Source organism: Segetibacter aerophilus, from assembly GCF_007991655.1.
GTDB classification, from domain to species: Bacteria; Bacteroidota; Bacteroidia; order Chitinophagales; family Chitinophagaceae; genus Segetibacter; species Segetibacter aerophilus.
Genome location: NZ_BJYT01000002.1, coordinates 424949 through 451367 on the forward strand (window position 1 = coordinate 424949; position 26419 = coordinate 451367).

28 protein-coding genes are annotated in these 26419 nt (G+C 39.9%); 13 read left to right on the top strand and 15 right to left on the bottom strand.

What is annotated here, in order from left to right; all coding sequences use genetic code 11:
* Positions 1–576, top strand: a complete 576-nt coding sequence (locus tag SAE01_RS05280; protein WP_147202609.1) for a hypothetical protein — start codon at positions 1–3, stop codon at positions 574–576.
* A 99-nt stretch (positions 577–675) separates the two neighbouring features.
* Here SAE01_RS05280 and SAE01_RS05285 read toward each other — a convergent pair whose 3' ends face one another.
* Positions 676–1149, bottom strand: coding sequence for a hypothetical protein (locus SAE01_RS05285; protein WP_147202610.1), 474 nt, complete (start codon positions 1147–1149; stop codon positions 676–678).
* Between the two features lie 579 nt (positions 1150–1728).
* Between SAE01_RS05285 and SAE01_RS05290 the strand changes: the two genes are divergently transcribed.
* The 4 genes from SAE01_RS05290 to SAE01_RS05305 all read left to right on the top strand — a co-directional run bounded on the left by SAE01_RS05290 (position 1729) and on the right by SAE01_RS05305 (position 5802).
* Positions 1729–2517, top strand: coding sequence for an alpha/beta hydrolase (locus tag SAE01_RS05290; RefSeq protein WP_262713356.1), 789 nt, complete (start codon positions 1729–1731; stop codon positions 2515–2517).
* Between the two features lie 158 nt (positions 2518–2675).
* Positions 2676–3617 (top strand): NADP-dependent oxidoreductase, encoded by a 942-nt coding sequence (locus tag SAE01_RS05295; RefSeq protein WP_147202612.1) that lies wholly within the window; start codon positions 2676–2678, stop codon positions 3615–3617.
* Between the two features lie 186 nt (positions 3618–3803).
* A complete protein-coding gene (gene trhO, locus SAE01_RS05300; RefSeq protein ID WP_147202613.1) occupies positions 3804–4868 on the top strand; it encodes an oxygen-dependent tRNA uridine(34) hydroxylase TrhO in 1065 nt (354 codons plus the stop codon).
* A gap of 352 nt (positions 4869–5220) precedes the next feature.
* Complete coding sequence (locus SAE01_RS05305; protein WP_147202614.1) at positions 5221–5802, top strand: RNA polymerase sigma factor; 582 nt, start codon at positions 5221–5223, stop codon at positions 5800–5802.
* A 231-nt stretch (positions 5803–6033) separates the two neighbouring features.
* Here SAE01_RS05305 and SAE01_RS05310 read toward each other — a convergent pair whose 3' ends face one another.
* Both SAE01_RS05310 and SAE01_RS05315 read right to left on the bottom strand, forming a co-directional pair.
* On the bottom strand, positions 6034–6771 hold the full coding sequence (locus SAE01_RS05310) for a metallophosphoesterase family protein (RefSeq protein ID WP_147202615.1): 738 nt from the start codon (positions 6769–6771) through the stop codon (positions 6034–6036).
* A 1-nt stretch (position 6772) separates the two neighbouring features.
* On the bottom strand, positions 6773–7516 hold the full coding sequence (locus tag SAE01_RS05315; protein ID WP_147202616.1) for a nucleotidyltransferase: 744 nt from the start codon (positions 7514–7516) through the stop codon (positions 6773–6775).
* Positions 7517–7647: 131 nt separating this feature from the next.
* Here SAE01_RS05315 and rimO point away from each other — a divergent pair, with 131 nt between their 5' ends.
* Together rimO and bshC are read left to right on the top strand one after the other, a co-directional pair.
* Positions 7648–8991, top strand: a complete 1344-nt coding sequence (gene rimO / locus SAE01_RS05320) for a 30S ribosomal protein S12 methylthiotransferase RimO (RefSeq protein WP_147202617.1) — start codon at positions 7648–7650, stop codon at positions 8989–8991.
* 160 nt (positions 8992–9151) lie between these two features.
* Positions 9152–10756, top strand: coding sequence for a bacillithiol biosynthesis cysteine-adding enzyme BshC (gene bshC, locus SAE01_RS05325; RefSeq protein WP_147202618.1), 1605 nt, complete (start codon positions 9152–9154; stop codon positions 10754–10756).
* Between the two features lie 22 nt (positions 10757–10778).
* On the opposite strand, the gene mnmA is transcribed toward bshC, so the two are convergent.
* The 8 genes from mnmA to SAE01_RS05365 form a co-directional block, all read right to left on the bottom strand.
* Positions 10779–11879, bottom strand: a complete 1101-nt coding sequence (mnmA, locus tag SAE01_RS05330) for a tRNA 2-thiouridine(34) synthase MnmA (RefSeq protein WP_147202619.1) — start codon at positions 11877–11879, stop codon at positions 10779–10781.
* Between the two features lie 132 nt (positions 11880–12011).
* Positions 12012–12236 (bottom strand): hypothetical protein, encoded by a 225-nt coding sequence (locus SAE01_RS05335; protein WP_147202620.1) that lies wholly within the window; start codon positions 12234–12236, stop codon positions 12012–12014.
* 213 nt (positions 12237–12449) lie between these two features.
* Positions 12450–13442, bottom strand: a complete 993-nt coding sequence (locus SAE01_RS05340; RefSeq protein ID WP_147202621.1) for a polysaccharide deacetylase family protein — start codon at positions 13440–13442, stop codon at positions 12450–12452.
* A 118-nt stretch (positions 13443–13560) separates the two neighbouring features.
* The gene (locus SAE01_RS05345) at positions 13561–14013 is read right to left on the bottom strand and encodes an Hsp20/alpha crystallin family protein (RefSeq protein ID WP_147202622.1); all 453 of its coding nucleotides are present in this window, start codon (positions 14011–14013) and stop codon (positions 13561–13563) included.
* Positions 14014–14170: 157 nt separating this feature from the next.
* Positions 14171–15493 (bottom strand): MATE family efflux transporter, encoded by a 1323-nt coding sequence (locus SAE01_RS05350; protein ID WP_147202623.1) that lies wholly within the window; start codon positions 15491–15493, stop codon positions 14171–14173.
* Positions 15494–15580: 87 nt separating this feature from the next.
* Positions 15581–16711, bottom strand: a complete 1131-nt coding sequence (locus SAE01_RS05355) for a glycosyltransferase family protein (RefSeq protein ID WP_147202624.1) — start codon at positions 16709–16711, stop codon at positions 15581–15583.
* A gap of 135 nt (positions 16712–16846) precedes the next feature.
* Positions 16847–17935 carry a glycosyltransferase gene (locus tag SAE01_RS05360; protein WP_246113163.1) on the bottom strand — a complete coding sequence of 363 codons (1089 nt, stop codon included), beginning with the start codon at positions 17933–17935 and terminating at the stop codon, positions 16847–16849.
* A gap of 193 nt (positions 17936–18128) precedes the next feature.
* On the bottom strand, positions 18129–18596 hold the full coding sequence (locus tag SAE01_RS05365; protein ID WP_147202625.1) for a DoxX family protein: 468 nt from the start codon (positions 18594–18596) through the stop codon (positions 18129–18131).
* Between the two features lie 198 nt (positions 18597–18794).
* Between SAE01_RS05365 and rpsO the strand changes: the two genes are divergently transcribed.
* The 4 genes from rpsO to SAE01_RS05380 all read left to right on the top strand — a co-directional run bounded on the left by rpsO (position 18795) and on the right by SAE01_RS05380 (position 22931).
* Positions 18795–19064 carry a 30S ribosomal protein S15 gene (rpsO, locus tag SAE01_RS05370; protein WP_147202626.1) on the top strand — a complete coding sequence of 90 codons (270 nt, stop codon included), beginning with the start codon at positions 18795–18797 and terminating at the stop codon, positions 19062–19064.
* A gap of 169 nt (positions 19065–19233) precedes the next feature.
* Positions 19234–21408 carry a polyribonucleotide nucleotidyltransferase gene (gene pnp / locus SAE01_RS05375; protein ID WP_147202627.1) on the top strand — a complete coding sequence of 725 codons (2175 nt, stop codon included), beginning with the start codon at positions 19234–19236 and terminating at the stop codon, positions 21406–21408.
* Positions 21409–21653: 245 nt separating this feature from the next.
* Positions 21654–21824 carry a hypothetical protein gene (locus SAE01_RS24380; RefSeq protein WP_170234081.1) on the top strand — a complete coding sequence of 57 codons (171 nt, stop codon included), beginning with the start codon at positions 21654–21656 and terminating at the stop codon, positions 21822–21824.
* Between the two features lie 66 nt (positions 21825–21890).
* On the top strand, positions 21891–22931 hold the full coding sequence (locus SAE01_RS05380) for a dienelactone hydrolase family protein (RefSeq protein ID WP_147202628.1): 1041 nt from the start codon (positions 21891–21893) through the stop codon (positions 22929–22931).
* Between the two features lie 33 nt (positions 22932–22964).
* On the opposite strand, the gene SAE01_RS05385 is transcribed toward SAE01_RS05380, so the two are convergent.
* From SAE01_RS05385 to SAE01_RS05395, 3 genes are all read right to left on the bottom strand, one after another.
* Positions 22965–23207, bottom strand: coding sequence for a hypothetical protein (locus SAE01_RS05385; protein ID WP_147202629.1), 243 nt, complete (start codon positions 23205–23207; stop codon positions 22965–22967).
* Between the two features lie 560 nt (positions 23208–23767).
* On the bottom strand, positions 23768–24055 hold the full coding sequence (locus tag SAE01_RS05390) for a hypothetical protein (protein WP_147202630.1): 288 nt from the start codon (positions 24053–24055) through the stop codon (positions 23768–23770).
* A 99-nt stretch (positions 24056–24154) separates the two neighbouring features.
* On the bottom strand, positions 24155–24367 hold the full coding sequence (locus SAE01_RS05395) for a hypothetical protein (RefSeq protein WP_147202631.1): 213 nt from the start codon (positions 24365–24367) through the stop codon (positions 24155–24157).
* Positions 24368–24586: 219 nt separating this feature from the next.
* Between SAE01_RS05395 and SAE01_RS05400 the strand changes: the two genes are divergently transcribed.
* Positions 24587–25015 carry a CBS domain-containing protein gene (locus tag SAE01_RS05400; RefSeq protein ID WP_147202632.1) on the top strand — a complete coding sequence of 143 codons (429 nt, stop codon included), beginning with the start codon at positions 24587–24589 and terminating at the stop codon, positions 25013–25015.
* 28 nt (positions 25016–25043) lie between these two features.
* Here SAE01_RS05400 and SAE01_RS05405 read toward each other — a convergent pair whose 3' ends face one another.
* Positions 25044–25646, bottom strand: coding sequence for an HD domain-containing protein (locus SAE01_RS05405; protein WP_147202633.1), 603 nt, complete (start codon positions 25644–25646; stop codon positions 25044–25046).
* Between the two features lie 131 nt (positions 25647–25777).
* Here SAE01_RS05405 and SAE01_RS05410 point away from each other — a divergent pair, with 131 nt between their 5' ends.
* Positions 25778–26419, top strand: a complete 642-nt coding sequence (locus SAE01_RS05410; protein WP_170234082.1) for an META domain-containing protein — start codon at positions 25778–25780, stop codon at positions 26417–26419.

Genomic DNA, 26419 nt, shown 5'->3' on the forward strand with positions numbered 1-26419 from the left:
GTGGTAACAGCTATACTTGCCTTCATCGAAGTCATTATATTGGTTGTCATGCACTTTAAGAACGGAAATAAAGAGGCTGCAAAAGTTGAGGAAAAAACGAATGACGTTACTGGGGAAGCTGAAAAAGACACATTCAGAGTCGCAGACAAAAATGTACCTACAATAGTTCCGGAAAACAAACCAGCGGCAGTTGCAGCTAAAAAAAATTCTATTAATAAAAGAAAAATTAGTGTCGAAAACATTCAAACCTTGACCTCCAGGCCAAAGAAAGATTCCACCGTTCTTTCAGTTGCTACAGCTGAAAGAACGGTGGAAGTTAAGGAAGTCAGCGACGAAAAAATGTTAGAAATACTTACTGAGATCAGGCAGGAAAAAACGGAGAGTGGTATTGCTGTTAAATGTGTTTCGATACAAATAGTAAATCGCATAAACGCCGACAATGGTCACAAAATTGCCAAGTTCCTGAGAGAAAACGGCTACGTCATTTCAGGAAGGGAAGTAGTCAAAGGAACCCAAAATGGAATAAAATTAACCTCTGTGGGACCGTGCCTTAAATTATCAATAGGAGCGTTGTAGTCTTAATGCCTACGTATAGAGGTTATCAAATCCAAAATCATATAAAGCTTCCCAAATTTTTCGATTCCCTCAAGATCGTCTTAGCATTCACTAGGGCGATTAGTACGCGAGGCCAGTTATCTTACTTCTCATTTCGTCCAGCTCGTGTATTCTTTTTTGTTTTTTTTCAAGTTGTGAAGTCAGCTTCTTAATCTTGTTGTTTTGATCCTTTATTTTCTCTTCTGCTTTCTTGACATCCTCTGCTTCGTCTACCGCTTTATTGGCTTTTTTCTTGGCTTTTTTCGCATCATTTAAATCTCCGGCAGTAGCTCTGTTTGCCTCCTCACTGCTTTCAATTGCTGCACGCTGGGCCTGGATATTTTCCGACGCAACTTTTTCCTGAAGATTTGGCAACTCATTTTTTGCTTCGGCTAGCTTTAAATTAAGATCAGCAATGTCTTTATTAACTTCAGCGTACTCTTTGTTTAGTTTAAGTGTGTCTTCCGCTTTTTTGTATTTCTGAGAAGAAGCCTGTAGGCTTAGTCCTAAGGTCAGGCATAATAAGGCAACAATCTGGTAGACTTTCGTTTTCATAAATTTTGTTTTTATCATGTAGTAAAAGGCCTATTAAAACATCATGCCTTTCTACAAATAAAGCAAAAGTTGTTCCCACAATCTGCACCAGTCAATGCCCGTGCAAGAACCGATAGAACTTTAGGTTTTTGTTTGATTTGTGATTGATTTCGCCTTAAAAAATCTAATTCAATCAAGAGCTGAGGCGAAAATTTCACTTAGGGAGTAAGTAGCTTCGCTCAATCATTCTTAGATGAACCACTCCAATCTTATTTCCATTTGTGCCGGTGTCTAATCTGTGTAGCACCCGATTACGCTATCTGTATTAGTTTGCCTTTTTTAAAGTGCATTTTTTGCTATTAGCAATATTTTTTTGCCAGGACGAACTGCTTTTAGACTACTTCAAATTATAACACCTACTAGCTATCTTCGTAACTAGCCGAAGTTGTTGAATGGGTACAAGAGTGCGACGCAACAATGTTGAAAAAGCACTAAAGACGATAACAAAAACACTTAATAAACTTGACTATGAGAAAATTCACTTGTCTCTTAATTGTTTCCTGCGTTTGCTCAATGCTTCAAGCACAAACCGGAAAGGTCATGGACAACCTTTCTTTGAAAAGTAAGATTTTGAACATGGATCGGAAGTTTGCGATCTATCTTCCTCCTGATTATGAAACATCGCAGCGGAGTTATCCTGTTTTATACCTGCTTCATGGCGGCGGAGATGATCATACAGGCTGGGTGCAATTTGGCGAAGTGCTAAATATTGCTGATAAAGCTATAAAGGAAGGATCTGCCACGCCAATGATTATTGTAATGCCCGATGCGAACACGGGCAAGCGCGGTTTTGAAAATGACGTAACTAATAAATGGCGGTACGAAGATTTTTTCTTCCAGGAGTTTATGCCCTACGTAGAAAAGACTTATAGAATTAAAGGAGAAAAGAAGTTCAGGGCAATTTCCGGGCTTTCAATGGGCGGCGGCGGCACATTTACTTATGCATTACACCATCCTGAGTTGTTCTCATCTGCCTGCCCTTTAAGGGCAGCTACAGGACCGCTGTCGATAGAAGAAGCAAAAACACGTTTTGCCCAAGCTAATCCTCAGCTTGCTGATACAACCATCACTTCATATTTTAAAAGACAAAGTGTTTTGTCGTTGATAAACAATGTTCCTGATAGTATGAAAAAAGCGGTGCGTTGGTATATTGACATTGGCGACGACGATTTCTTGTATGAAGGAAACAACCTGGTGCACATAGCTATGAGAAAAAAGGAAATTCCTCACGAATTTCGTACGCGCGATGGAGCACACAACTGGACTTACTGGCGCGCTTCGCTAGTCGATGTGCTTGAATTTATTTCCCGCAGCTTTCACCAATTTTAGCTAGTCCAAGTGCAACATTTGAGGGCAAAAATTTGCGGCAAGTTTCATTTGTAGGGTAAACAAAGCGCATACAATTTGCACTTATTCTTCGGTGGAGGAATTTCTTGCGCTAATTTTGAACGCAGATAGGCACGTTAGTACGGACAAAAATTAAATGTATGAAAGCTATTATATTGAACGAAGCAGGTGGTACTGAGAATCTTGTAGTCACGGAAATACCAATGCCGGTTGTAAAGGAAGGTGAAGTGTTGGTGAAAGTAAAAGCGATCAGCATAAATCCGGTAGATATAAAAACACGAAAAGGGCTGGCCCTGTACAATAAATTAAAGGAAGAAGGTCCTGTTATTTTGGGTTGGGATATTGCGGGCGAAGTTGTAGAAGTGGGCCCCGGCGTAACCAACCTTGAAGAAGGTGATGAGGTTTTTGGAATGGTAAACTTTCCGGGTCACGGAAAGGCTTATGCCGAATATGTAGCGGCTCCGGCAAATCATCTTGCGGAAATGTCGGAGTTACTTACTCCACAAGAGGCTGTAGCAGGTACGCTTGCGGCGTTAACTGCGTGGCAGGTACTAATTGACCAGGCAAATGTACAGCCGGGCGAAAAGGTGTTGATCCATGCAGCTGCTGGTGGGGTAGGGCATTTCGCAGTACAAATTGCAAAGTATCTTGGCGCGTTCGTGGTAGGTACGGCTTCCGATGCCAATTATGATTTTGTGAAAGAGCTTGGTGCCGACGAATTTGTCGATTATACACAAGGAGCATTTGAAGATGCGATCCAAGATGTAGACGTTGTGTTTGATACAGTTGGAGGATCAAACCCGCTTCGTTCTCTCAAGATCTTAAAAGATGGTGGTAGGCTTGTCGCTATCGCGGGAGGAATAACAGATGAATTAACTCAGTTAGCAGAGAAAAGGAACATAAAGGCGATAGCTTATCTCGTTCATTCAAACGGTGATGATATGGAACAGATTGCTGAGCTGCTTGAAGCAGGTACCCTGAAATCCCACGTATCTCAAGAATATTCTTTTGACCAAATAGCTGAAGCGCATAAACAAATTGAAACAGGAAAAACCAGGGGTAAAGTGGTAATTGTATTGTAAGAGAAAGTAGCTTCCAGGCTGCAAGAAACTCTTAAACTTCTGGGCTTTCTTTTCTAAAGAAAAAGCGTTTCCTATTTTTGCCACACAATTTTGCCTGCAATGCAAGCAGGTCCATCTAGAATGGAACATTTACGAACCTTTTTTCAAAAAAAGGAAATAGTGGATGTCTGAAAATGTAAATGAACTATGGCAGTATTACATAACAGAGTTTCGCAAAAGGAGCTAAAAGAACGTTTATACCAGGAGCCCGAGCCTCGCACTACAGTAAGCTTTTACCAGTACCATCCACTTCAAAATCCCCAGGAGTTTAGAGATGAGTTATACAAACGCCTTGATCCTTTGAAAGTTTTTGGTCGTATTTATGTCGCTAAAGAAGGGATCAATGCACAGGTAAGTGTACCTGCTTCCAACTTTGAGGCTTTTAAAAACTTTTTGTATTCGTACACTTTCCTCGACGGAATAAGATTAAACATTGCGGTAGATGATGACGGAAAGTCCTTCTGGGTCTTAAAAATAAAGGTGCGCGAAAAAATTGTTGCCGACGGCATCGAAGATCCCGAGTTTAGTATGGAGCGAAAAGGCAAGTACGTGAATGCACAACAAATGAATGACTTGCTCCAGGATGAAGACACAATAGTTGTCGACATGCGCAACCATTACGAATACGAGGTAGGTCATTTTGTAAAAGCTTTAGAGGTTCCGAGCGATACTTTTAGAGAACAATTGCCTATGGCCGTAGAGCTGTTAAAAGATAAAAAAGATAAGAACATTATCATGTATTGCACGGGAGGAATACGTTGCGAAAAAGCAAGTGCGTACATGCTTCACAATGGTTTCAACAATGTTTTTCATTTGGAAGGCGGCATCATCAACTATGCAAAAGAGGTTAAGACAAACGAATTAGAAAGCAGGTTTATAGGTAAGAATTTCGTTTTTGATAACAGGCTGGGCGAGCGAATAACGGAAGATGTAATTGCAAAATGTCATCAATGTGGTAAGCCTGCCGATACGCACACAAACTGTAAGAATGACTCTTGTCACCTGCTGTTTATACAGTGCGATGATTGCGCAAAAAAGTACGATGGCTGCTGCACGGTGGAATGCCAGACAGTTTATAATCTTCCTTTAGAAGAGCAACGCAAACTGCGTGAAGGCAAGCAAAACGGGATCATGGTTTTCAATAAATCTAAGCAGCGGTTGAGACCGCGGTTAGACGAATTAACTTTTGTTTCTTCAGAACCTACAAATTGATCTGCTATATTTGCCGCTTTAATAGTACCCTTAATATCATTTAACAAAAAACCTCCTTTAGACAGGAGGTTTTTTAGTTACTATAAGTTCCATTTTGTCGGTGTCTCTTGCCCTCATACGTTCGTACTTTGAATAAATATTGGCCCTAAATGGGAAACAGGCAGATTTGGGAAAGTGTCTTATACGGTTATCCTTTTACCTTAAACACTTATGTTGTTGTTAGAAACAGTCCTTTCTTTGTTATGTTATCAACAACGATCCAAAAAAGGGAAGGCGTCCCGGATTGAAGAATAACAAAAGAATCCGCAACCCAATTAACTTATCCAACATCCTTAACCAAGACCCCCTAACTATGAACGTTTTTACTCAGGCAACCGACAACCAACTCGTACAATCATTTCAGCAGGGCAACAACAACGCACTTGAAGTATTGGTGAACCGTCACAAAGACAAGATTTTTACTTCGATCAACATTTTAGTGAAAGACAAGTACCTGGCTGAAGATTTATTCCAGGATGTTTTTATCAAAATCATTGATACGCTTAGGAAGAACAACTACAATGAAGAAGGAAAGTTTTTGCCTTGGGCAGTACGTATCGCACACAATCTTTGTGTTGATCATTTCAGGAAAGTTAAACGTACACCAACTATCACTACAAGCGATGACACTGATATTTTTGAGGTGATCAACGTAGGAGCGGATAGCGCTGATAAAGGAATTATGAAAAGTCAAAGTCACGATAGAGTTCGCCAACTATTAGACTTGTTACCTGAAGAGCAGAGAGAAGTTATTGTACTTCGTCATTATGCTGATCTTAGTTTTAAGGAGATTGCAACTATGACCAACTGTAGCATTAATACTGCATTAGGACGTATGCGTTATGGTTTGCTGAGCATGAGAAAAATGATGATTGAAAAACAAATGTCTTTATAATAAAACTGGTTCTATATCTAAAAAGCTTCGTACCCAAGTTGTATCCATTACACAAAAAGCCTCCGAGAAATCGGAGGTTTTTTAATTTATGTGAAAAGAGTATCAAAAAAGTCCAAACTACCGAAGCACTTTTGAGCGCTTTTGAAGTTGGAGCAACGGCTGCGTCTTTTGATAAAGTACAAGTGAGTGACACAACAAAAGCTGAGTAGAGAGTAATTGCCTGCTAAAAATTTACACCTCAAACATATAGAAGGGAAGTGTATAGCCAGCTTTTTGTAAAATGGGTTTGGCTACGTTGAAAACTTTTACACCTCCGGCAGCCTCACCTTCCAACGTACCGACGTGGGCATGGCCATGAAAAGCAGCGATCACACCACGCCGGGCAAGGGGCTCGGCCAATCGCGAAGATCCCAGAAATGGGAAAATAGCTTCAGGCTCACCCACTACAGTCGCCTTAATGGGAGAATAATGTAACACTGCAATTTTTTTTATTGTAGGATAGTCGCCATCGAGACGTGCAAGTGCGCGGTCTAAATGCAGAGCTTCGTCGACAGCTTCCTGCACAAACGCTTTCATAGCACCTTCACCAAACATTGAGAGCATATGATTATCGAAGCCTCCGCCGAAACCTTTTACCCCGGCGAAACCAACGCCTGCAACTACCACAGACTCTCCATTTAAGATGTGTACTTTTTCGTTCTGCACAATTTGCCTGATCAATTTATGCCGGCCTTTTTCATAATCGTGGTTACCTAAAACCCCAACAACAGGCACTGTACAAGATTTCAATTCTTCGGACAATACCTGCGCTTCGACCTCGTCGCCGGTATCAGTAAGGTCTCCACAAATCAGTACCACGTCAGCTTGCTTAGATATTTCTTTAAACCAGTTAACCCATTTTCCTTTGTCAGTTTCCTTTACATGAATATCAGCAACTGCTGCTATTCGTGTTCTTTTCGTTTCTTCCATACTAAGTGGTTTTAATGGTGGAAACTTTATAGTTCCATTCTTTGATATCTGTAGAATATTGTGTCTGGTCAACGATAGGTCCGCGGCATACTTTCTCAACGGCAGCGGGTATGTCGTACTGTTCGTTTGCCCTGTATATCAACTCGTCAAACAGCCACTTTGGAACGATTTCACGATAGTCAGACGGATACACAAACTGGAACATAACGATCTGCGCGAGCAGCAGATGCCAATGTTGATCCATGCGAAAAAGCAGGTGTTTCCAGTTGATCTTCTGACCATATTTCAGCATGATGTGGTTGATGTCAGCGCCATCAAATCGTTCCCTGTTTTGTACATACAATTTGCACCAAATCAATTCTTCTGGCGGAATCATTCGAACCTGTTTGCCAACAAATTCGCACGGTACGGCCCTTTGATACCAGGTTTCATCCACACGACAAATGTTATTGACCGTATCGAAAATGATGTCAATAAAATACTCTCCTTTAAACACTTTTGCCAGCCACCGTACATCTGTCAGTTCGGTTCGGTATCCTTTTTCTGCAAAGAATTTTAGGATTTTAGGATATTCACTTGACTTGCAAAAAACATCCAAATCTTTGGTATCCCTGTAAATCCCGGTGTAGTGAAACATGGCAAATGCACCGCCCAACATATATTTTGCGCCGCTTTCTTCCAACAGATCCAGTGCTTCTTTATAAAATTCCTGGGCTTCTCTTTTCTGCTCTTCCGTCTCTATCATAAATATGGCTTTGTGATGTATGCAGAATAAAAGAACGTGCCACGAGTTCCTGTTGTCATTGCCGGGAGGGGAGGCAACAAAAGGTTAAATCTCCTAACACAAAATCAATCTTATTACCTTTGCCGCTCGTTATGAAAGCAAGAACACTTAAAAGGGATAAGGTCAATATTATTACACTTGGTTGCAGCAAAAACATGGTTGACAGTGAGGTTCTAAGTGGTCAGCTGAAGGCTAATGAAGTGGACGTAGTTCATGAGAGCGGCAAGAGAGACCATAATATTGTTATTGTAAATACTTGCGGATTTATAGATAAAGCCAAAGAAGAAAGTATCAATACGATTTTAGACCAGGTCAATCTGAAGAAAAAAGGCAAGCTTGATAAAGTGTATGTAACGGGCTGTTTGAGCGAAAGGTATAAGCAAAATTTGGAGGAGGAGATTCCTGAGGTGGATGCTTATTTTGGAACAATGGAGCTTCCCCAGATACTTAAGAAATTTGACATTGATTATAAGGCGGAACTGGTTGGCGAACGTTTGCTGAGCACGCCATCCCATTATGCTTATCTAAAAATTAGTGAGGGTTGTAACCGAACCTGCTCTTTTTGTGCAATCCCTTTAATGCGCGGAAACCACGTTAGTAAACCTATAGAACAATTGGTGGCTGAAGCCGAAGGGCTCGTGAAACGTGGCGTAAAAGAGGTAATGCTGATAGCGCAAGAACTGACTTACTATGGATTAGATCTTTATAAAAAACGCGAATTACCAAAATTGTTACATGCGCTTGCAGACGTAAAAGGCCTCGAATGGATTAGGCTGCATTACGCCTATCCCAGCAAGTTCCCAATGGAGATATTGGATGTGATAAGAGAACGAGACAACATCTGCAAGTACATAGATATGCCGCTTCAGCATGCGAGTAACAATATGTTGAAGTCGATGCGCAGGCAGATAACGAGGGAAGAGATGACCCAGTTGGTGCATGATATTCGTGAGCGCGTTCCCGGTATTTGTTTGCGTACTACCTTGATTACGGGCTACCCGGGAGAAACCGAAGCTGATGTAGAAGAGCTGAAAGGTTTTTTACAGGAGACACGGTTTGATCGGGTTGGTATTTTTACCTACAGCCATGAAGAAAATACTAGCGCTTACGATTTAGTTAATGATGTTCCTGCAGAAGAGAAAGAACGCCGGGCACAGGACATCATGGAAGTTCAACAAGAAATAAGTCTTGAGAAGAACCAGGAAAAGGTAGGTAAAACATTCAAAGTATTAATTGATAAAAGAGAGTCTGGCCGGTATCTCGGCCGAACAGAATTTGATAGTGTGGAGGTGGATAACGAAGTAGTGATTAACACAACGAAGCGTTTAGCTATAGGTGAGTTTGTAAACGTAAAAATCACTAAAGCTTACGATTATGATCTCGAAGGTGAAGTGGTTGAGGAAGGAATAATTGAAAAAATTAAAAGCCTTTTTTAAAAAAGGCTTTTTTGTTTGAGCCCCAACTTTGGTTAATAAATATTTTCTGATTTCGAGCAATCATTTTAGAAGCCACCTTAGGTCGTACTAATTTTTTTGCGTGATAATAATTGACAACGCCTCATTGATAATCGCTTAAATTGCAGCCCAATAAATCTGAATGGAAGCTAGCTGTGAATATATAAGTTACGAGAGCACGGGTTATTTTTCGAGGATGATGATTGACTATGTGAAGAGCGATGAAAAATTAAAACCTTTTTACAAACATCCTGTTTCCTTAGACGGAATTCAGGCTTCCATTGAAGCAAGAAATCAATTTGATACGCCCCGCGATCTTCTTGTTACAGAACTAAGAAAACAATACAGTGACCTCCCGTTAAGTCAGAGCCAGGAGCAGAATTTAGGACTTTTATTAAAAAGCAACACTTTCACTATTTGTACCGCTCATCAGCCAAACATCTTTACAGGTCCACTCTTTTTTATCTATAAGATTTTGCATACTATAAAGCTTGCAAATCATTTAAATAGTCAAATTCCTAATAGCAACTTCGTGCCGGTGTATTACATGGGGAGCGAGGATGCAGATTTGGATGAACTAGGTCACATCTATCTCGATGGTGAAAAGCTGGAGTGGGAAACGAAACAAACAGGTGCTGTTGGAAGAATGAAGGTCGACAAGCTGCTTATAAAACTATTAGATAGAATAGCCGGACAAGTTGAAGTAGCCCCATTTGGAAAAGAACTGGTCTTGCTATTTAAAGAGGCTTATAAAGAAGGAGTTTCAATTCAACAAGCAACCTTACACTTGGTAAACGAACTATTTAAAGACTTTGGTCTTGTAGTGCTGATACCCGATAACGCTGAATTAAAAAGACAATTTCAACCAATTGTAAAAAGGGAATTAATCGAACAATTTTCACATCAGGTAGTTGAAAAAACAACTGAACAATTAGGCGAACATTATAAAGTCCAGGCGAGTGGAAGAGAAATTAATTTGTTCTACCTGACGGAAACTAAAAGAGAGCGGATAGAGAAAGACGGGGTCGGATATAAAGTCGAAGGTCTTGGCTTAGCATGGAACCACAAAGAAATGATGGAAGAGCTGAACAATCACCCCGAAAGGTTCAGCGCAAATGTTATTTTACGTGGTCTGTTCCAGGAAAGTATTTTACCGAATATTGCTTTTATAGGAGGAGGGGGAGAAATTGCTTACTGGCTTGAATTAAAGCAGTTATTCGAAAATTGCAATGTTCCTTACCCGTTATTAATTATTCGTAATTCTTTTTTGCTGACTGAAGAAAAAGACAGGGAAGCTGCTGACAGGCTTGGTTTTGAAACAACAGATTTATTCCAGGCAACAGAAAAACTGGTAAATACGCTTGTCACCAGGGAAAGTTCCCTTCAGCTTAGCCTTGGCCAGGAGAAAGAACAACTTCGAAGCTTTTACGGGCAATTATCAGAAATTGCCAATAAAATAGATCCTACACTTTCACAACATACTGTGGCATTACAAACTAAAGCGCTGGAAAAAGTAGAAGCGCTTGAAAGGAAAATGCTGCGGGCGGAGAAAAGAAAATTTGAAGCTCAACAAAGGCAAATATCAAAACTTAGAAATCAACTTTTTCCATCGAATAGCCTCCAGGAAAGGCAGGAAAACTTTTCTCTTTTTTACGGGAAGTACGGTAGACAGTTGTTACAAAAAATGTATGATGCATCCCTTAGCCTGGAGCAGGAGTTCGGCATCATTGAGCTTTTGGACAAGTAGAGATTGCGACTTGCTTCTGTTGTTATAGTCTGCTCTTTTGTATAATTCCACCAGCGATCACATCATCACCTTCATAAAAAACAGCGCTTTGTCCGGGAGCAATTCCTTTTACGTTTTCGTAAAAATTCACCCGTAAACCTTCGTTCTCTGGATATAGATTACATAAACTTCCTGCGTCTTTGTACCTTATTTTCCCAATGGCTTCCATCCCCGGTGTAATGGTATCGTACTTTCCCATATTCAATTTGATCACCAACATAGAGCTTTCATCCAGGTCTTCTGCATCGCCTAAAACTACGGTGTTGCTTTCGGGAATTATTTGAGTCACAAACACAGGTCTGCCCATCGCTATTTCAAGACCTTTTCTTTGACCAATTGTATAGAAAGGATAGCCTTTGTGTTTCCCTAAAATTTTTCCTTCCTTGTTTACGAAATTTCCTCCGGCCACTCGGTCTTCAAGTCCTTCAACTTTTCTTTTCAAGAAACCGCGATAATCATTATCGGGTACAAAGCAAATTTCGTAGCTCTCACTTTTTTTGGCAAGCTCAGGGTAACCCATGTCGTGCGCCATTTGCCTGATTTCTGATTTATGGTATACTCCTAAAGGCATAATAGTGCGGCTTAACAGTTCTTGGTCGAGGCCCCATAGCACATAGCTTTGATCTTTAGTAGCGTCTTTACCTTTGCTGATTACATACCTATTGTTGTCGTGCAAATGAACTTTTGCATAGTGCCCGGTCGCAATATATTCGCAGTCTAACGCATTAGCTCTTTTCAATAAAGCGCGCCACTTGATGTGAGTATTGCACATGACGCAAGGGTTGGGTGTGCGACCCGCGAGATATTCGTCAACGAAATTTTCTACTACAAAACCTCCAAACTCTTCACGAATATCTAATATAAAATGAGGGAAGCCATTATGTACGGCTGCGGCGCGTGCGTCGTTGAAACTGTCAAGATTGCAACAACCAGTTTCCTTTTTACTGTTTCCCGCGCTGGCATAATCCCACGTTTTCATGGTAATACCCACAACTTCGTAACCCTCGTGGTGCAGCATGAGAGCCGTAACGGTACTGTCGATACCGCCACTCATTGCCACCAAAACTTTTCCCTTACGGCTCATTTCTGAAATATTTTAGCGGCCAAAATTACGCAAACATTCCGGAGGGTTTGAAGGTGTACGGTCACGACAGTGCAATAAAGCGGGTTTTAAGAAATAATTCTGAAAGCAGGTAAAAAGGTTAAAACCATAGTCTTAGAGATATTTGAATACGGTCTGCCTGTATTCTTCAAGGTCCGCCTCTGTGGTTAGTTCATCGAAATTTTCTAATCTTCCATCTGAATACTTCCTGGTGAGTATGACGGTTCCTCCCTGGATGACAACGCTTTTTGCCCTTGTAAACATCTGCTCGAGTTCAACTGTACTTGTTGTCATTTGAAGGTCTTCCACTTCGTTTACGTTAATTATAAATTCTGTCATTTCTTATATTTTGTGAGAAGCGCAAAAAGTTTTTTTGGCACCTACGGCAAATTGTTTTTGTTTTTTTTATGCTATCTACAACTAAAACTAAAGGCCCCTGCTGGACTAAAGGATAAACGAATTGCGACGCAACGATGCTGCTATAAAAAACTTATGCCCGTACCAAAAGAATGCTTTCTAAAAAACGAACCGATACGTTATTCAGAAGATCGCCTACTTTAATTTATCTCTTCTTTCTTTTAACTCCCTCCATGTGGTCAATATGATGCCTTCTTTTTTGAGAGCAGCTTTGAAAATTGGGTCTGTCATCGCAAGCAAGTCTCCTTTGCGAACGGGGCCGCTATTGCTGATATAAGGAAAGACGGAGGTCGGGGCGGTACAATGCATTATCATCATTGTAACTCCAGGTTTCAACGATTTTATTGCCAAAATGTATTTTTCGGTCTTAAAAGCCTGGATCTTTTTGTCATCATTGCTGATGTTATCAGGAATTTTCCAATCGTAGCTTTCGTTGTGCAAATCGTCTAAAACTGGTAAGCCCGCCGACCAAAGCATCTTTCCGATTTGCCTTAGTTGTTGCACTTGCGAGTCCGGAGATTTCATTTCACTTTGTATCAAAGTATTGTGCCCTCCCGGTAACATTACGGGAATTTGCTTTTCGATACCAACCTTCACATACCTTTCTAAGAATGCAGGCGTGGCAAAAAGAGTTCCCATATGAGAATCTAAATGCGTCGGGATAAAACCCATTGTAACTGCCCGGTCAATTTGCGCCCGGATTTCTTTTTCTACTTCATCTGCTGATGCGTGTTTCACTACGTCGGCAACTCCACGCCACAGATTACCTTCTGTATCAGTTAAACCTAGTACTTCAGTCTTGCCCGCCAACGGCACCCACCTGTAATCTTTCCATTCAGAGGTAAGCGTAAGGTGCAACCCTGCATCTAAATTTTTGTGCTCCTGCCAATAATGAACAAAGGCAGGCACCCACGGACAAGGCATCATCACGCTACACGAATTGGCAACGCCTTTAGTTATTGCCGCAATGGTGCCTTCATTTGAGTCGAAGCTCATGCCCGCATCATCCACATGTAGAATGAGGACTTTGGCCCCTTTCGGGTAACCCAATTTAACTGCATAGGTGCTGTCGATGGTTTGGGCGTTGCAGAAGGTTGAACAAAAGAAAAGTAGAAAGAAAAACTTCATAAGCAAGGTTTTGAGACTGGTTATTACACGTGGGTGTAGTAGAAATAATTTTGTGTTTGAAAGTAATAAAAAAAGCCATCAAGTTCTTTGATGGCTTTTTGCTCTGCTGCAAATTAGATTAAGAGATATTGATTAATCGAGCTGGTTTTTGTTTTACTTCTTCACGTTTAGGGATGATTAAGTGAAGAACACCATTTTCGTATTTAGCTTGGATGTTATCGGCGTCAACAGCTTCCCTGGATAATTGAAAACTCCTTTGGAAAGTTTGATAACTGAATTCTTTCCTGGTCCACCGCTCACCATCTTTGTCTTGGTTTTCGTGTTTCAGCTCTGAGCTTATGGTTAGTACGTTGTTGTTTAATTCAACTTTAAAATCTTCTTTTTTCATTCCGGGCGCAGCCATTTCAACTTCGAAAGTTTCAGCAGTCTCTTTTACGTTTACAGCTGGAACTGTAGTACCGGCCATTGAAAAGTTAGAATTGTTCCAATCAAATAAATCCCTGGTAAAGAAGTCGTCAAATAATCCAGGCAAAGAGTTAATCAGGTTTCCGTTTCTTTTTGCGAGTGTCATAGTAGCCTCCTTTTGAATATTTATTTAATTAAGGTTTACGACAGCAATAAATCAAGCAAAATGCCAGCGCTTTTCCTGCTGTAATTTTTTCAGAAAAGAAGGATGCGATGTCAGTTTGAAGGAAAAAATGGCAAGAATGGGTATTTGCTTAATTGCTTTAAATCAGTTTACTCTTCTTTAAGAATCTACTATTTAAAAGTATAGAAGAGGCCGACAGCCCGGTAACAAATCCCAACCAAATACCCGATGCACCCATATGTAAATTAAAGGAAAGAAAATAGCCGACCGGAATTCCAATTAACCAATAAGCAATGGCAACAAAAGCAGTGGGCATTCTCACATCTTTCATTCCTCTTAATAGCCCGACACCTATTGATTGGGTTGCATCCGAGATTTGAAATAGAGCTGCGAACACAAGCAACGAAGATGAAACAGCAGCAACTTCAGCATTATTTGTAAATAGGGAAGGCAGTTGATTTTTTAGTAGAATAAACAGAACAGCGCAGATGAAGCCATAAATGAGCCCTCCTGAAATAGTACTAACTCCGATGCTTCTTAATAATCCTTTTTCATTTCTTCCGAAAGCATTGGCAACCCGAATAGATCCGCCTAAAGACAGACCAGCTGCAGCCATAAAAGTGGCCGTAGCGAGGTTAAGCGCAATTTGATGAGCAGCTTGTGACGTGGCACCTAACCAACCAATCATGATTCCTGAGACAGAAAAAGCGGCGACTTCCATTCCGTAAATAAGACTGGTTGGTACGCCTAAATGCAGAAGTTCCTTCCAGGTTTTTACATTTACCTTCCACGCTTGTCTCCTAATAGCTATATAAGGCTGAAAAATACGATGCCGCCACACAATGATGATTAAGATAATGGCAATTAACCACCTTGTAATTAAAGTGCCCAAACCTGCGCCGGCTAATTCCATTCTTGGAAATCCAAATCTCCCATAAATGAATATCCAGTTTAAAAAAGCATTAATAGGTAAAGACAGCAGTGATAAAGTCATGGCTGTTTTAGTGTATTCAAGGCCATCGCAAAACTGTTTTACAGAAGCAAACATTAACATTGGGATAAGTGACCATGCAAGCAGTTTGTAAAATGGAACGGCTAGAGCAGCGACATTTTTATCCTGCCCAAGGTGAAACAAAAGATGGTTTGAAGAAATTAAAGTAACGGCAATCAGGATGGCGACAAGGGTTGAAAGAAGGAAGCCGTTGTATAAAACCTTTGATGCCTCGTGAATATTTTTCTGTCCGTTTGCTATCGCGGTAAGCGGCGACATTGCGATAGCTATACCCATCCCCAGAACCTGCGCAATCGAAATTATATTTATAACAAGGGAAGATGCAGCCAACTGTTTGTAGTCAACAGCGCCGATCATCGCGCTATCAATTAATCCTAATCCAACCTGCGAAATATTACTAATAATGAGCGGTGCCGAGATCTTTATGGTCCTTGAAAACTCTTTAAACATGGACGGCAAAAGTAAGATTTCAACTTAGAAAAGAAGTAGTAGTTCAATAAGTAGAATTCAACGCCAAAGCCCGGACAAGTCAGGAAATCAAGTCATCTTCCCCCAAACTGCTTCTACTATTTTAATTGCGTTACTTCTGCTATTAAACACGTTTTCAAGCAGTTGCTTTCTTGTTTGTATTTCTTCTGTGGGAAAAGGATTGTCGTAAAGTTCAGTTATAGCATTTTTAAACTCCTGCTCGGTAGAAGCAATATTGCATGCTGCTTCAAGACCTGTTCCTTCTATAGTTGCTTCATTTACAAGGCAATGGCGTCCATTGTATAAAGCATTTAATAACTTCAGTTTAATACCTGTTGAGTTGTAAGACGGTATGATATTAATGTGAGCTTTAGTAATAAGGTCCTGCATTTCCTGCTCGCCGGGGTTAGCAATTAAGCACGTAGAATTCTTACTATGTGCAAGCTTTATAAGATTTTGGGGTGGATTTTTTCCTGCGACTACAAATGGTATTGCTAAGTCGTTGAAGACTTTTTCTAACAGCCATATGGCAGCTTGCTCATTTTCAGCCACGCTTAAATCTCCATGGTATAAGCAAAAGGAGCCTTTACCGTCTCTGTTGTCCAATTTCCAATCGGGAAGAAATAACGGAACAAACGTCGCGTTTTTACATCCTAATTTTTTAAAAAGATCCGCATCCCTTTCAGTTACAGTAAGAAAAGTGGCTTTATTAACAATCTTTTTTTCGTAGCGCTTCAGCAAATAGCTCTCCCATAGCATATAAAGCTTTTTAGCGGCCGACTTTGTAAAACATGCCAAGTGCCTGTAATAAACATGCTCTACGTTGTGTAAGCGGACAAAGCATTTTCGCTGCGTGAACCTTTTATCGTTTAAGAGGTAAGTGCAATGTATCCCTTCCATCAAGATAGGATAGTTGTCTTTGCTCAAGCTTTCAAGCAATTTCTTACTATTTCTGCTTTTAACTATAAACGGGTAACTTATTGATAATGACCGCAGTCCTTTTTCTCGTTGATAATAATTGACCGATGCGCAATACTTATTAAGAGTGGGCTGTTCACCTCTACCGTATTCGAAGCAATGCAAGTGTATTTTCACTCCATTTTGCTGTAGTGCAGAAAGCTTATAAAAAAGATCGAAGACACCACCATAATTAACTGGGTATGGAACGTTTAGGCAAACTATGTGAAGGTGCTTATCCATGTTATTGTTAACCGATCATTGGTTCTTTTATCGCCATCCTTGCGTCGCACTCTTGTACATTTTAGCGTTGCCGCGACTTGGCCTACAGCAATTTCCTTACGTACTCAAACTGTTATCTTCAAATTATAATAAAACTTAGCTGAAAAGTCTCTCGTAAAAATCCAGCAATATTTTTTCTTCGTTTTGCCAGTTTAAATCTTCTCTTGCGATCAGGCAGTTGTTACGGAGAGTATTGTAGTAAACGTCGTCATCAAGCACATTGTTTAAAGCGTGGGCTATTGTAGCAGGGCTAGTATCACTAATGAGACTAGCGACGTTGTATTGCTCGTTGAGTATTTTGTACTGCGGATAGTTAACACAAACTTGGGGAACACCAGCCATTATATAATCAAAAAACCGGTTAGCTAGCGATTGGTATTGGTTCAATCCTGTGCCCTCAAATAACATAACGGCTACGCGAGCAGTAGGTGTAATTTTTTTTAGCTCATCTGGTGGAACCATTCCCAGAAGTTCTACTTTCTCTTCAACTCCTTCTTTTTTAATCAGTTCTATAACCTGATTAAAAAAATTTCCGTCCCCGCAAATGATCATTTTTGCATCTACATCTTTCATCGCTGGAATCAGGGTCTCAAAACTTCTTCCTTCATTAACTGCCCCCTGGTAAATTATAAGACGATCTTCTTTTCCATCGACCTCAGCTTTCATCAGTTTAGGTAAATTTCTTACTACCCCATATTCAACTCTATATTTCCTTGCCAGTTCTGCAGCAATAAACTCGTTTACAGTATATCCATGTGTAAATTTTGGTACTGCAAACCGTTCTATCTTTAACCAGGCCTTTTGAATTGTTGGTCGTATTACAATTTCTTTTAGCTCTGTAAACAATTCATGAGCGTCGTATACTCTCTTCTTTTTTCGTAATACGGAGGCAAAGTAATTTGGAATAATTGTGTCAAGATCAATACTTACGTAACAGTCAGTGGAAATAAATAAAAGATGTAGAAATAGTCTTAAGTTAAACTCGAGGTACATCAACTTGCCCGTTGAAAAAAAACAAGAAAGCCTGTTTTGTTTGTAGGGTTCTTCTTTAAGTCGTAGGGATCGTGCTAATCTTCTGCCTACCAAATTAACATGATAGCCTCCACTTGATAAGGAACTGCAAATACGTTGCATTCGTTGATCATAAGTAAGGTCATTAATAACTGTGAAGGTGAGGCTTCTCAATGCTGTAGGTTAAAGGCAAATATAGCATTGAACTTGTCAAATGAAGGGAGTCTTTGATCAGTCGAAGAAATGAAATAATTCGGAGGAAATGGGCTAATTATATATGGCAATTAGATTCTCTAATACGTTGGGGTCCGAGTTAAAGCTTAAACTTTGGTGCACACTGAACCCAGAGAAACTTTTCCATAACTAATTAAACCTTTGTTTCAGGTCCACGATTTTTTACTTTTTCTTCTTTTTCATCGAAACTAAATGCAAGAGGTCCATTTCCCGCTATTAAAAAATATACTAGTAAGAGAAGTACTAATATAGAAATTATTAAGCCCGAGTAAGGCCGAAGAACGTCATGAGAAAAATTGACAAAAATAATAGCACCTAATAATATTGGTATTTGTATAAGGCAAGCAAATCTGGTAAAAGCACCTAGAGCAAGAAAGATACCACCAAGAATGTGGGCGAAAACGATATAATGCCCAAGCATTACAGTAAAGAACGAACCGTAGGAGAGATGACTGGAAATTAGCTCATTCATTATTCCCATATTGCGGAGGAAGTCTATTCCTTTATAACAAAGAAAAATTCCTAATCCGATACGAACTATATCTACCCATTTTGGATGGTGAGTATCGCCCCAATGTTCAAGACGTTCTATAGTGTTCATGGTAGTAATTTTTTATTTAGTAAGAGCTACTACTAATTTACTTCGATTTTCTTTCAATTCAAACACTTCTAACGCTTTGACACCTACAAATAATTACCAAAAAATTGATTTTATAATTTCGGCTTTTTATAATATTACCATACTTTTGCAGCCAATTAGAAGAAAATAAAAAATTGGTGTCTATTTAAAAATTTCGAGATGTCTTTAACAACTGAAAAAAAAGCAAGCATTTTTACTGAATTTGGTGGGGAAGCAAAAAATACTGGTTCTATTGAAGGTCAGGTAGCTTTATTAACTGAACGTATCAGCCAGATTTCAAAACATTTACAGGCAAATAAAAAAGATTTTTCTACGCATCGCGGTTTGATGCAACTTGTAGGTAGGCGTAAGAGCTTACTCACTTATTTGCAAAGGCACAATCTGCAAGGTTATCGCGGATTGATCGAGAAACTTGGCTTAAGAAAATAATTTTTTCCTCATGATATTAGCTATTCCCAACTGATTACAATCACGGTTGGGAATAGTTTTTTGTGATTGTACCAATTGGTCAATCATTTTATTTTTAACCGGAACCTCAGCGATTTGTCCCTCCTTATTGCACCTCCTGTTGCTCCGTACTCAAACATTGTAAATCTATATGTTATCCCAACCTATTAACGTTACTTTCGATATTGGTGGCGGACGCGAAGTCACAATTGAAACAGGAAAACTTGCCCGACAAGCCGACGGTGCTGTCACCGTTCGCCAAGGAAACTGCATTTTATTGGCTACGGTTGTAGCAAATCGCGAAGCCCGGGAAGGACAAGACTTCTTTCCTTTGTCCGTTGACTACCAAGAGAAATTTGCGTCTGCAGGACGCATTCCTGGATCTTTCTTCAAGAGAGAAGCACGCTTGAACGATTATGAAATTTTAACCAGTCGACTGATTGACCGTTCACTTCGTCCTTTATTTCCTGAAGATTATTTTTGCGAGGTGCAGGTGTTGGTTAGTCTAATTTCCAGCGATCCTGAAGTGATGCCCGATTCGTTAGCTTGTCTTGCTGCCTCGTCTGCATTAGCTGTTTCTGATATTCCCATTAAAGAAATTATTAGCCAGGCAAAAATTGCTAAGGTAGATGGCCAAATTGTTATTAATCCTACCCGTTCAGAGTTGGAAAAAGCAGACTTCGAGTTTATCATAGCTGCCACTGATAAAAACCTGATGATGGTTGAAGGTGAAGCGAAAGAATGTTCAGAAGAAGATCTCGTCAGTGCGTTACAGACTGCTCATGACTCGATTAGAGTTCATATTAAGGCGCAACAGGAGCTGAGGAGCAAAGTTGGCGTACCTGGAGTAAGGGAATATGCTAAGCCAGAGCAAAGCGAAGAAATCAAGCAAAAAGTAATTGATTTTGCAAAAGACAGAATTGGAATTATTGCAAGAAGCGGTTCTAGCAAACATGCAAGAAGTGAGGCTTTTACAACAATTAAAAATGAACTAGTTGCAAGTTTAGGTGAAGAAGCAACTGACCTGCAAAAAAAGCTAGCAAAAAAGTATTACGCCGATCTTCAGTGGGAGGAAGTAAGAAACATGATGCTTGAAGATAGGATCAGGTTAGATGGTCGTGGTCTTGAAGACGTTCGTGTGTTAACAATGGAAGTTGATCCATTGCCAACCCCGCACGGTTCAGCACTGTTTACAAGGGGTGAAACTCAGTCTCTTACAACAGTTACTTTTGGTACAAAGCTCGACGAGCTTTTAATAGAAAGTGCTGCAAAATCTGATTATAGCAATTTCATTTTGCACTATAATTTCCCTCCTTTCTCAACAGGTGAAGTAAAGATGATGAGAGGTGTAGGACGTCGCGAAGTGGGTCATGGTAATCTTGCTATGCGTAGTTTGAAACAAATGATGCCGGGCAACGACTATCCTTATACTGTTCGCGTGGTAAGCGATATTCTTGAAAGTAACGGTTCATCATCTATGGCTACTGTTTGTGCTGGTTCGCTTGCATTAATGGATGCTGGTGTCCCTCTTCAAAAGCATGTTAGTGGCGTTGCCATGGGACTAATAACCCGTGAAGATGGTAAATATGCAATCCTTACAGATATTTTAGGTGACGAGGATCATCTCGGTGATATGGATTTTAAAGTTACCGGTACCCGTGATGGAATTTGTGGTGTTCAAATGGATATTAAGGTTGACGGATTAAGCATGGAAGTAATGACGCAGGCACTTCAACAAGCTCGTCGCGGTCGTTTACATATACTAGATGCAATGTATGCTTGCATGCCTGCCGCCCGTCCTGATGTTAAACCACATGCTCCAAGAATGGAGAAGTTGTTTATCGACAAGGAATTTATCGGCGCTGTTATCGGGCCGCAGGGTAAAGTGATACAGGAAATTCAACGTGAAACAGGTACTACCATTAATCTCGAAGAAGTTGGAAACGTAGGTGAAGTAAGTATATTCTCGCCAGTAAAAGAAGGTCTTGATAAAGCTGTTGCATGGATCAAAAGTATTGTTGCAGTGCCCGCTGTCGGCGATGTGTACGAGGCAACAGTAAAGGGTATCAAGGAATTCGGTGCTTTTGTTGAGTTTATGCCAGGCAAACAAGGTTTATTGCACATTAGTGAAATAAGCTGGAAACGTTTGGAAACAATGGAAGGTGTTTTGAATGAAGGCGACGTGGTAAAAGTGAAATTGATTGGACTTGACCCTAAAACAGGAAAGTTCAAGTTGAGCCGTAAGGCGCTTATGCCTAAACCGGATTTTCAACCGAGAGAGCAGCAACAGGACAGAAGACCTAGTTCTGACAATAACAGGGGATGATTAATTAATTGAATTATAAGTACAAAATGGCCTGTTTAACAGGTCATTTTTGCTTTATTATAGTTTGAATGTTTTGCGGTCTTTTTTTGCAGACAGTAGAATATAGTTTTTACATCGTTGTGTCACACTCTTGTACTGTTAAATTTCTACGCAACTTATCTACACCTGTTATTAACTCCTCTATTGTCTCAGGTACATTGAATTTTAATTTTGATATAGAGCTTTTATAATTAAAAGATTGCAAAATGACACAAAAAAATTTGGCAGAAGCTGCACCCGTTATGAGCGTAGGAGTTCGGGTAAAATCAACTGAGAGGCCTTGTCCTAACTGCGATGCTGTTCTTGTCGGGAACGACGATGAACAATGCTATGAATGCTTTAACTGCGGTTACATAGATTGCGGCGACGACAATTGACAATAGTTGGCAGTTCCATCTTATGTAGTTGAACTGTAAAACTTCTACAAAAAATCAGCAAAACAAATGAAGCATAAAGTCGTGCAGTCAATAATTTTTTCAGTCATTGTTGTTGCATGCAACAGTTGTGCTATCCGTCAAAAAGCCTTCAAAAACATTCAAACCTCTATGATTACAGCAGGTTCTAAAGAAGAGCTAATTCAAGACAAGAAAAGCAGGCGGAAAGAATTGTATGGGTTGCTTGGCAGGCTTCCAGACAGAAACAGACCGATATTCGTAAAGCTGATTTCAAGAGAGGAGACTGATGAGATGACGATCGAAAAGCTGTTGTTTGATATTAACGGTGAAGAGCTTGTTCCCGCTTATTTCACCAAACCTAAAAATACTATAGGGAAAGTACCTGTAATCTTATTTAATCATTCTCATTTTGGACAATACGAGGTTGGCAAAGATGAATTTGTAAAGGGTAGGAACGAGATGCAAAAACCTCCTTATGCTTTGGCGCTAGCTCGCGCCGGTTACGCTGGTTTATGCCTTGACATGTGGGGCTTCGGCGAACGGCATGGAAAAGCAGAGGCTGATATTTTCAAAGAAATGTTATGGAAAGGCCAGGTTATGTTCGGCATGATGGTCTATGATAACCTGAGGGCTTTGGATTATTTAACGACAAGGGACGATGTTAATACTAAACGAATCGGTACAATAGGTATGTCTATGGGAAGCACCATGTCCTGGTGGCTCGCTGCACTAGATGATCGCATTAAAGTTTGTATTGACCTCTGCTGCTTAACCGACTACCAGGAATTAATAGCAGAAAAAGGACTGGCATTGCATGGTATTTATTACTATGTTCCAGACTTACTAAATCATTTTACTACGTCCCAAATAAATGGCCTTATTTCTCCCAGGCCTCACTTTGGCCTAGCTGGCAAGCTAGACCCGTTAACTCCGCTAAAAGGATTGGAAAAAATTGACCGTAACTTAAAAGAAATCTATAAGCACGACGGAGCTTCAGACGCATGGCAGTTGAAACTATACAATGTCGGACACCTGGAAACAGCCGAGATGCGAAAGGATATAATGGATTTTTTTAAACAGTGGCTGTAGCAGAAACTATCAAATAAAGGGAAGCAGAGACTTCTAGCTACCTCTATTGGCACCGGTTGACCTGACCTTTTTAGTAACTGCTGCAGGCTTTGCCGAGCTTTTGATAAATTTTGAACCTTTTCCCTGTTCTTTTAGATTTTTGTTTCCCTGGGTTTCGCTCTTTTTGTTGTTTGTTGGTAATGACATGTTTATCTTTTTAGATTCAACAAATATAACTTTTTCAGCCGCATCATCAAAAGGGTAGTTGTTCAATTTGTCCCCGAGTTTATCTAACATTGTTCTTGAAAATTATTGAAAATAACAAGTTATTTAACTGGGGGAAGTGTGGCAAGCACTGTGGAAAGGAGATCAACAAGGAGAAATGTAGGTTGTAAAAAAAACAGGCTGTCGGTTTACTGATACATCTCCAGATACCGGCGGCCTGTAAGAAAGGGAGCATTTGTCTTGAAACTATTTCTCCGGCTTCGTACTTACTACCCATTTAATAATTGAAGTCCGTGATTTGTTCCACGCCCTCCCGGGCATTGTCACCATCGAAAAGCTTTTCCTGATTTCCTATTTTAACGCAAAAAGTAACTCGGGTTGAAAAGCTAGCTACAAACAAACTTGTAATCTGTTTGGCGGAAAAACCGATTTTTAAACTAATGTAAAATGAATGAGAAAAAGTATACTTAAAGGTAGATGGTTATCCCAAAAAAGTCAAGAGAGAAAAGGCGGGATTTATCAACATTTCACATAACTAAAATCGTGTTCCAGCATAAAAGCCGGATCGGTAGTAAAAACTGACGCAGCTAGAATAAAGGCGAGAATTAGATGAAACAGTAGGTCTTATTAAATTAAACCTGTTTACTTAGAACAGTCTTGCTATTTGCGGTGAAGTATTGCCATAACCACATAATGCTGAATGAGGGAATGAAGTCGGAGAAAGGCAGTATTTCTTCAACGAAATTAAAAATTCCTCCAAAAGTGCCTTTTAAACCACCGAACATCTTATAAAAAACAAAAGCGGATATGGGTGCAAAAACAAGATCTGACAATTCGCCTAATCCTGGAATTGCAAAAGATGCATAGCCGAGTAAATCCATCAGGATGCAAAGGATTAGGGAAGGTTGTTGTTTACTCATTTCTTCTTTTTTTATTAGTTAAAGCAAACAGCTTACCAGTTTTAATAAAGAAGAATTCGACGAGTTTATCCTGAAATTTTGTAGAAGAGAGATAAGTGATTAGATGGGTAGAGGATTTCTTCTTGATGGTACAACAATGCTCTCATCTTCACTTAAATAAACAAAGAAGTCATATAACTCGTATATATCCCCTGGAACTTTTGCACCGCCATTTTCGCTATTGCGTTCGTATGGCCCAAGTATCTGCCCGTTGTATTTAATTTCTGAAAGCTTTTGCTCTAGTGTCAACGTTTTAAAATTATCAATGTCCATACGATTAAAAGACTTTTACAGTTTGTTATTTAGATTTTACGATGTCTACCGTCGCTGCAAATATATACGATCTACTCATTTGATTGCTATAACATAAATTCTTGGGAGGAAAATAAAAAGCACTAAAAAACGCCGCTAACACTATGGAATATTATGTGATAAAAATTGAAAATTGAAACAATGTTTTCTTATATTTAGATTAATAATAAAATTGCTTCTATGAGAACAGTCGCCCAAATACTTGCACGAAAAGGTATCACAGTTATAACTGTTGAACCTAACACCCCTGTCATTGATGCTTTAAGAACAATGGCTGATAAAAATATCGGCTCTGTCGTAGTGATGGAAGGGAAAGCTTTTAAAGGGATTATGACCGAAAGAGATTATTCGAGAAAAGTAATATTAAAAGGGCGGTCTTCTGATGATACTACTGTGTCAGATATCATGTCTTCATCTTTTCCTGTTATTACGCCAAAAGACTCAATTGAGCATTGTATGAAACTCTTATCTGCACATCACTTACGCTATCTGCCTGTAATGGAAAACGAGGAATTAGCTGGGATTATATCTATAAACGATGTGGTAACAGAAACTATTCTTAGCCAATACGAGACAATTTCGCACCTGCAGAACTATATACAATCTTAAGGTTGTAGGAGTTGGTAATAATATTCAATCAAATTGTAACAACTGCTTGCCTGGCGATGATGAATTGAATTAACTCATCTATCGTTAAGTCTGCACGGGTAATTGCGTCATTTATATCATCACGTGAAACGTTCGCTGCAAATGCTTTATCCTTTAAACGTTTTTTTACTCCTTTTACGTCCATACCATCATAAGCGTTAGGACGCATTAAAGAGTAAGCATGAATCAATCCGCTTAATTCATCAAACGCAAATAACATTTTATCCATTTTAGTTTCCGGCTCAACACCAAAATGTAGCGGGCCGTGAGAAGCGATAGCCCGAAGGATTTCTGGGTCTACGTTTCTAGTTTCCAGTTCTTCTATAATTTTTTTGCAATGCTGGTCGGGCCATTGATCCCAGTCTGCATCATGCAGTAACCCGGCCATTTCCCAACGCCACTGGTCGTGTTCACCAAGTTGCTCTTTTTCTTCTGCCCAATCATGCATCAACCTGGCAACTTGTTTCATATGCAGTTTCAGTCGCTCGTTTAAAACCCACTGATTTAGCAGCAGCTCTGCATCTTGTCTTGACAGCACCTTTCCCTTGTTAGCAGGATTTCCGAAACTTGTTCTACCTAATAATAAACTCATAAATTCAAAATTAGGTCATTAGTAAAATATCAAATAAGGTCAAGAAAAGATTAAAACCACTAACGGACTTCTTAAAAGAAAAAGCTAATGAAGGTGGCATGAAATTATTGACCTAAGTAAAAATGCGATCCATGAAAAAGATTTATTTTCTTATAACTGGCCTTCTCGTTTTATCAGGCGCTTGTTATTCGCAAGCGGAAAAAAACACTGGCAAAGATACCTCGACACAGAGTGAATATATTCCCATTGAAGGGAGGAGTGAAGCCGGGGTGCCTAAAGAATTACAGGGAACATGGGTATTGACCTCAGGCATACAAAAGTTAAAAGCAAGTGCCCCTGCCGGAACAAAGAAACTAGCACCGGGTACAGAGATCAGGCGCGATAGTGTAACCACGACAACAACAGTAAACGGGGAAACACATACGACCACAGAAGTGAACATAGAAAGAATGGCTACGCCGGTAAAACAGATTACTCCTCCTCAAAAAGACAACTTGCACAAAGCTGAAAAACCAAGCATCAGCTTTTATGGGGCAAACGAAACATTCTCAGGCTTTACCGGTTGCAACAAATACTCGGGCCGTTATAGAATTACAGGAAATAAGATACTATTGCTAAACGGAGCTGCTTCGACTAAAATGGTGTGTTTAGGGGAGTATGATGAACAGGATTATTTAAACAGCTTGAAGAGAATAAACGCTTTCAGAGCAAATAACGGAAAATTGGAATTACTAAATGGAAACGACGTTGTACTTACATTCTCAAGGAAGTAG

Coding starts and splice junctions, on each gene's coding strand:
- SAE01_RS05285 (WP_147202610.1), bottom strand. CDS start 1,149: ATGAAAACGAAAGTCTACCAGATTGTTGCCTTATTATGCCTGACCTTA.
- SAE01_RS05290 (WP_262713356.1), top strand. CDS start 1,729: ATGGACAACCTTTCTTTGAAAAGTAAGATTTTGAACATGGATCGGAAG.
- SAE01_RS05295 (WP_147202612.1), top strand. CDS start 2,676: ATGAAAGCTATTATATTGAACGAAGCAGGTGGTACTGAGAATCTTGTA.
- trhO (WP_147202613.1), top strand. CDS start 3,804: ATGGCAGTATTACATAACAGAGTTTCGCAAAAGGAGCTAAAAGAACGT.
- SAE01_RS05305 (WP_147202614.1), top strand. CDS start 5,221: ATGAACGTTTTTACTCAGGCAACCGACAACCAACTCGTACAATCATTT.
- SAE01_RS05310 (WP_147202615.1), bottom strand. CDS start 6,771: ATGGAAGAAACGAAAAGAACACGAATAGCAGCAGTTGCTGATATTCAT.
- SAE01_RS05315 (WP_147202616.1), bottom strand. CDS start 7,516: ATGATAGAGACGGAAGAGCAGAAAAGAGAAGCCCAGGAATTTTATAAA.
- rimO (WP_147202617.1), top strand. CDS start 7,648: ATGAAAGCAAGAACACTTAAAAGGGATAAGGTCAATATTATTACACTT.
- bshC (WP_147202618.1), top strand. CDS start 9,152: ATGGAAGCTAGCTGTGAATATATAAGTTACGAGAGCACGGGTTATTTT.
- mnmA (WP_147202619.1), bottom strand. CDS start 11,879: ATGAGCCGTAAGGGAAAAGTTTTGGTGGCAATGAGTGGCGGTATCGAC.
- SAE01_RS05335 (WP_147202620.1), bottom strand. CDS start 12,236: ATGACAGAATTTATAATTAACGTAAACGAAGTGGAAGACCTTCAAATG.
- SAE01_RS05340 (WP_147202621.1), bottom strand. CDS start 13,442: ATGAAGTTTTTCTTTCTACTTTTCTTTTGTTCAACCTTCTGCAACGCC.
- SAE01_RS05345 (WP_147202622.1), bottom strand. CDS start 14,013: ATGACACTCGCAAAAAGAAACGGAAACCTGATTAACTCTTTGCCTGGA.
- SAE01_RS05350 (WP_147202623.1), bottom strand. CDS start 15,493: ATGTTTAAAGAGTTTTCAAGGACCATAAAGATCTCGGCACCGCTCATT.
- SAE01_RS05355 (WP_147202624.1), bottom strand. CDS start 16,711: ATGGATAAGCACCTTCACATAGTTTGCCTAAACGTTCCATACCCAGTT.
- SAE01_RS05365 (WP_147202625.1), bottom strand. CDS start 18,596: ATGAACACTATAGAACGTCTTGAACATTGGGGCGATACTCACCATCCA.
- rpsO (WP_147202626.1), top strand. CDS start 18,795: ATGTCTTTAACAACTGAAAAAAAAGCAAGCATTTTTACTGAATTTGGT.
- pnp (WP_147202627.1), top strand. CDS start 19,234: ATGTTATCCCAACCTATTAACGTTACTTTCGATATTGGTGGCGGACGC.
- SAE01_RS24380 (WP_170234081.1), top strand. CDS start 21,654: ATGACACAAAAAAATTTGGCAGAAGCTGCACCCGTTATGAGCGTAGGA.
- SAE01_RS05380 (WP_147202628.1), top strand. CDS start 21,891: ATGAAGCATAAAGTCGTGCAGTCAATAATTTTTTCAGTCATTGTTGTT.
- SAE01_RS05385 (WP_147202629.1), bottom strand. CDS start 23,207: ATGTTAGATAAACTCGGGGACAAATTGAACAACTACCCTTTTGATGAT.
- SAE01_RS05390 (WP_147202630.1), bottom strand. CDS start 24,055: ATGAGTAAACAACAACCTTCCCTAATCCTTTGCATCCTGATGGATTTA.
- SAE01_RS05395 (WP_147202631.1), bottom strand. CDS start 24,367: ATGGACATTGATAATTTTAAAACGTTGACACTAGAGCAAAAGCTTTCA.
- SAE01_RS05400 (WP_147202632.1), top strand. CDS start 24,587: ATGAGAACAGTCGCCCAAATACTTGCACGAAAAGGTATCACAGTTATA.
- SAE01_RS05405 (WP_147202633.1), bottom strand. CDS start 25,646: ATGAGTTTATTATTAGGTAGAACAAGTTTCGGAAATCCTGCTAACAAG.
- SAE01_RS05410 (WP_170234082.1), top strand. CDS start 25,778: ATGAAAAAGATTTATTTTCTTATAACTGGCCTTCTCGTTTTATCAGGC.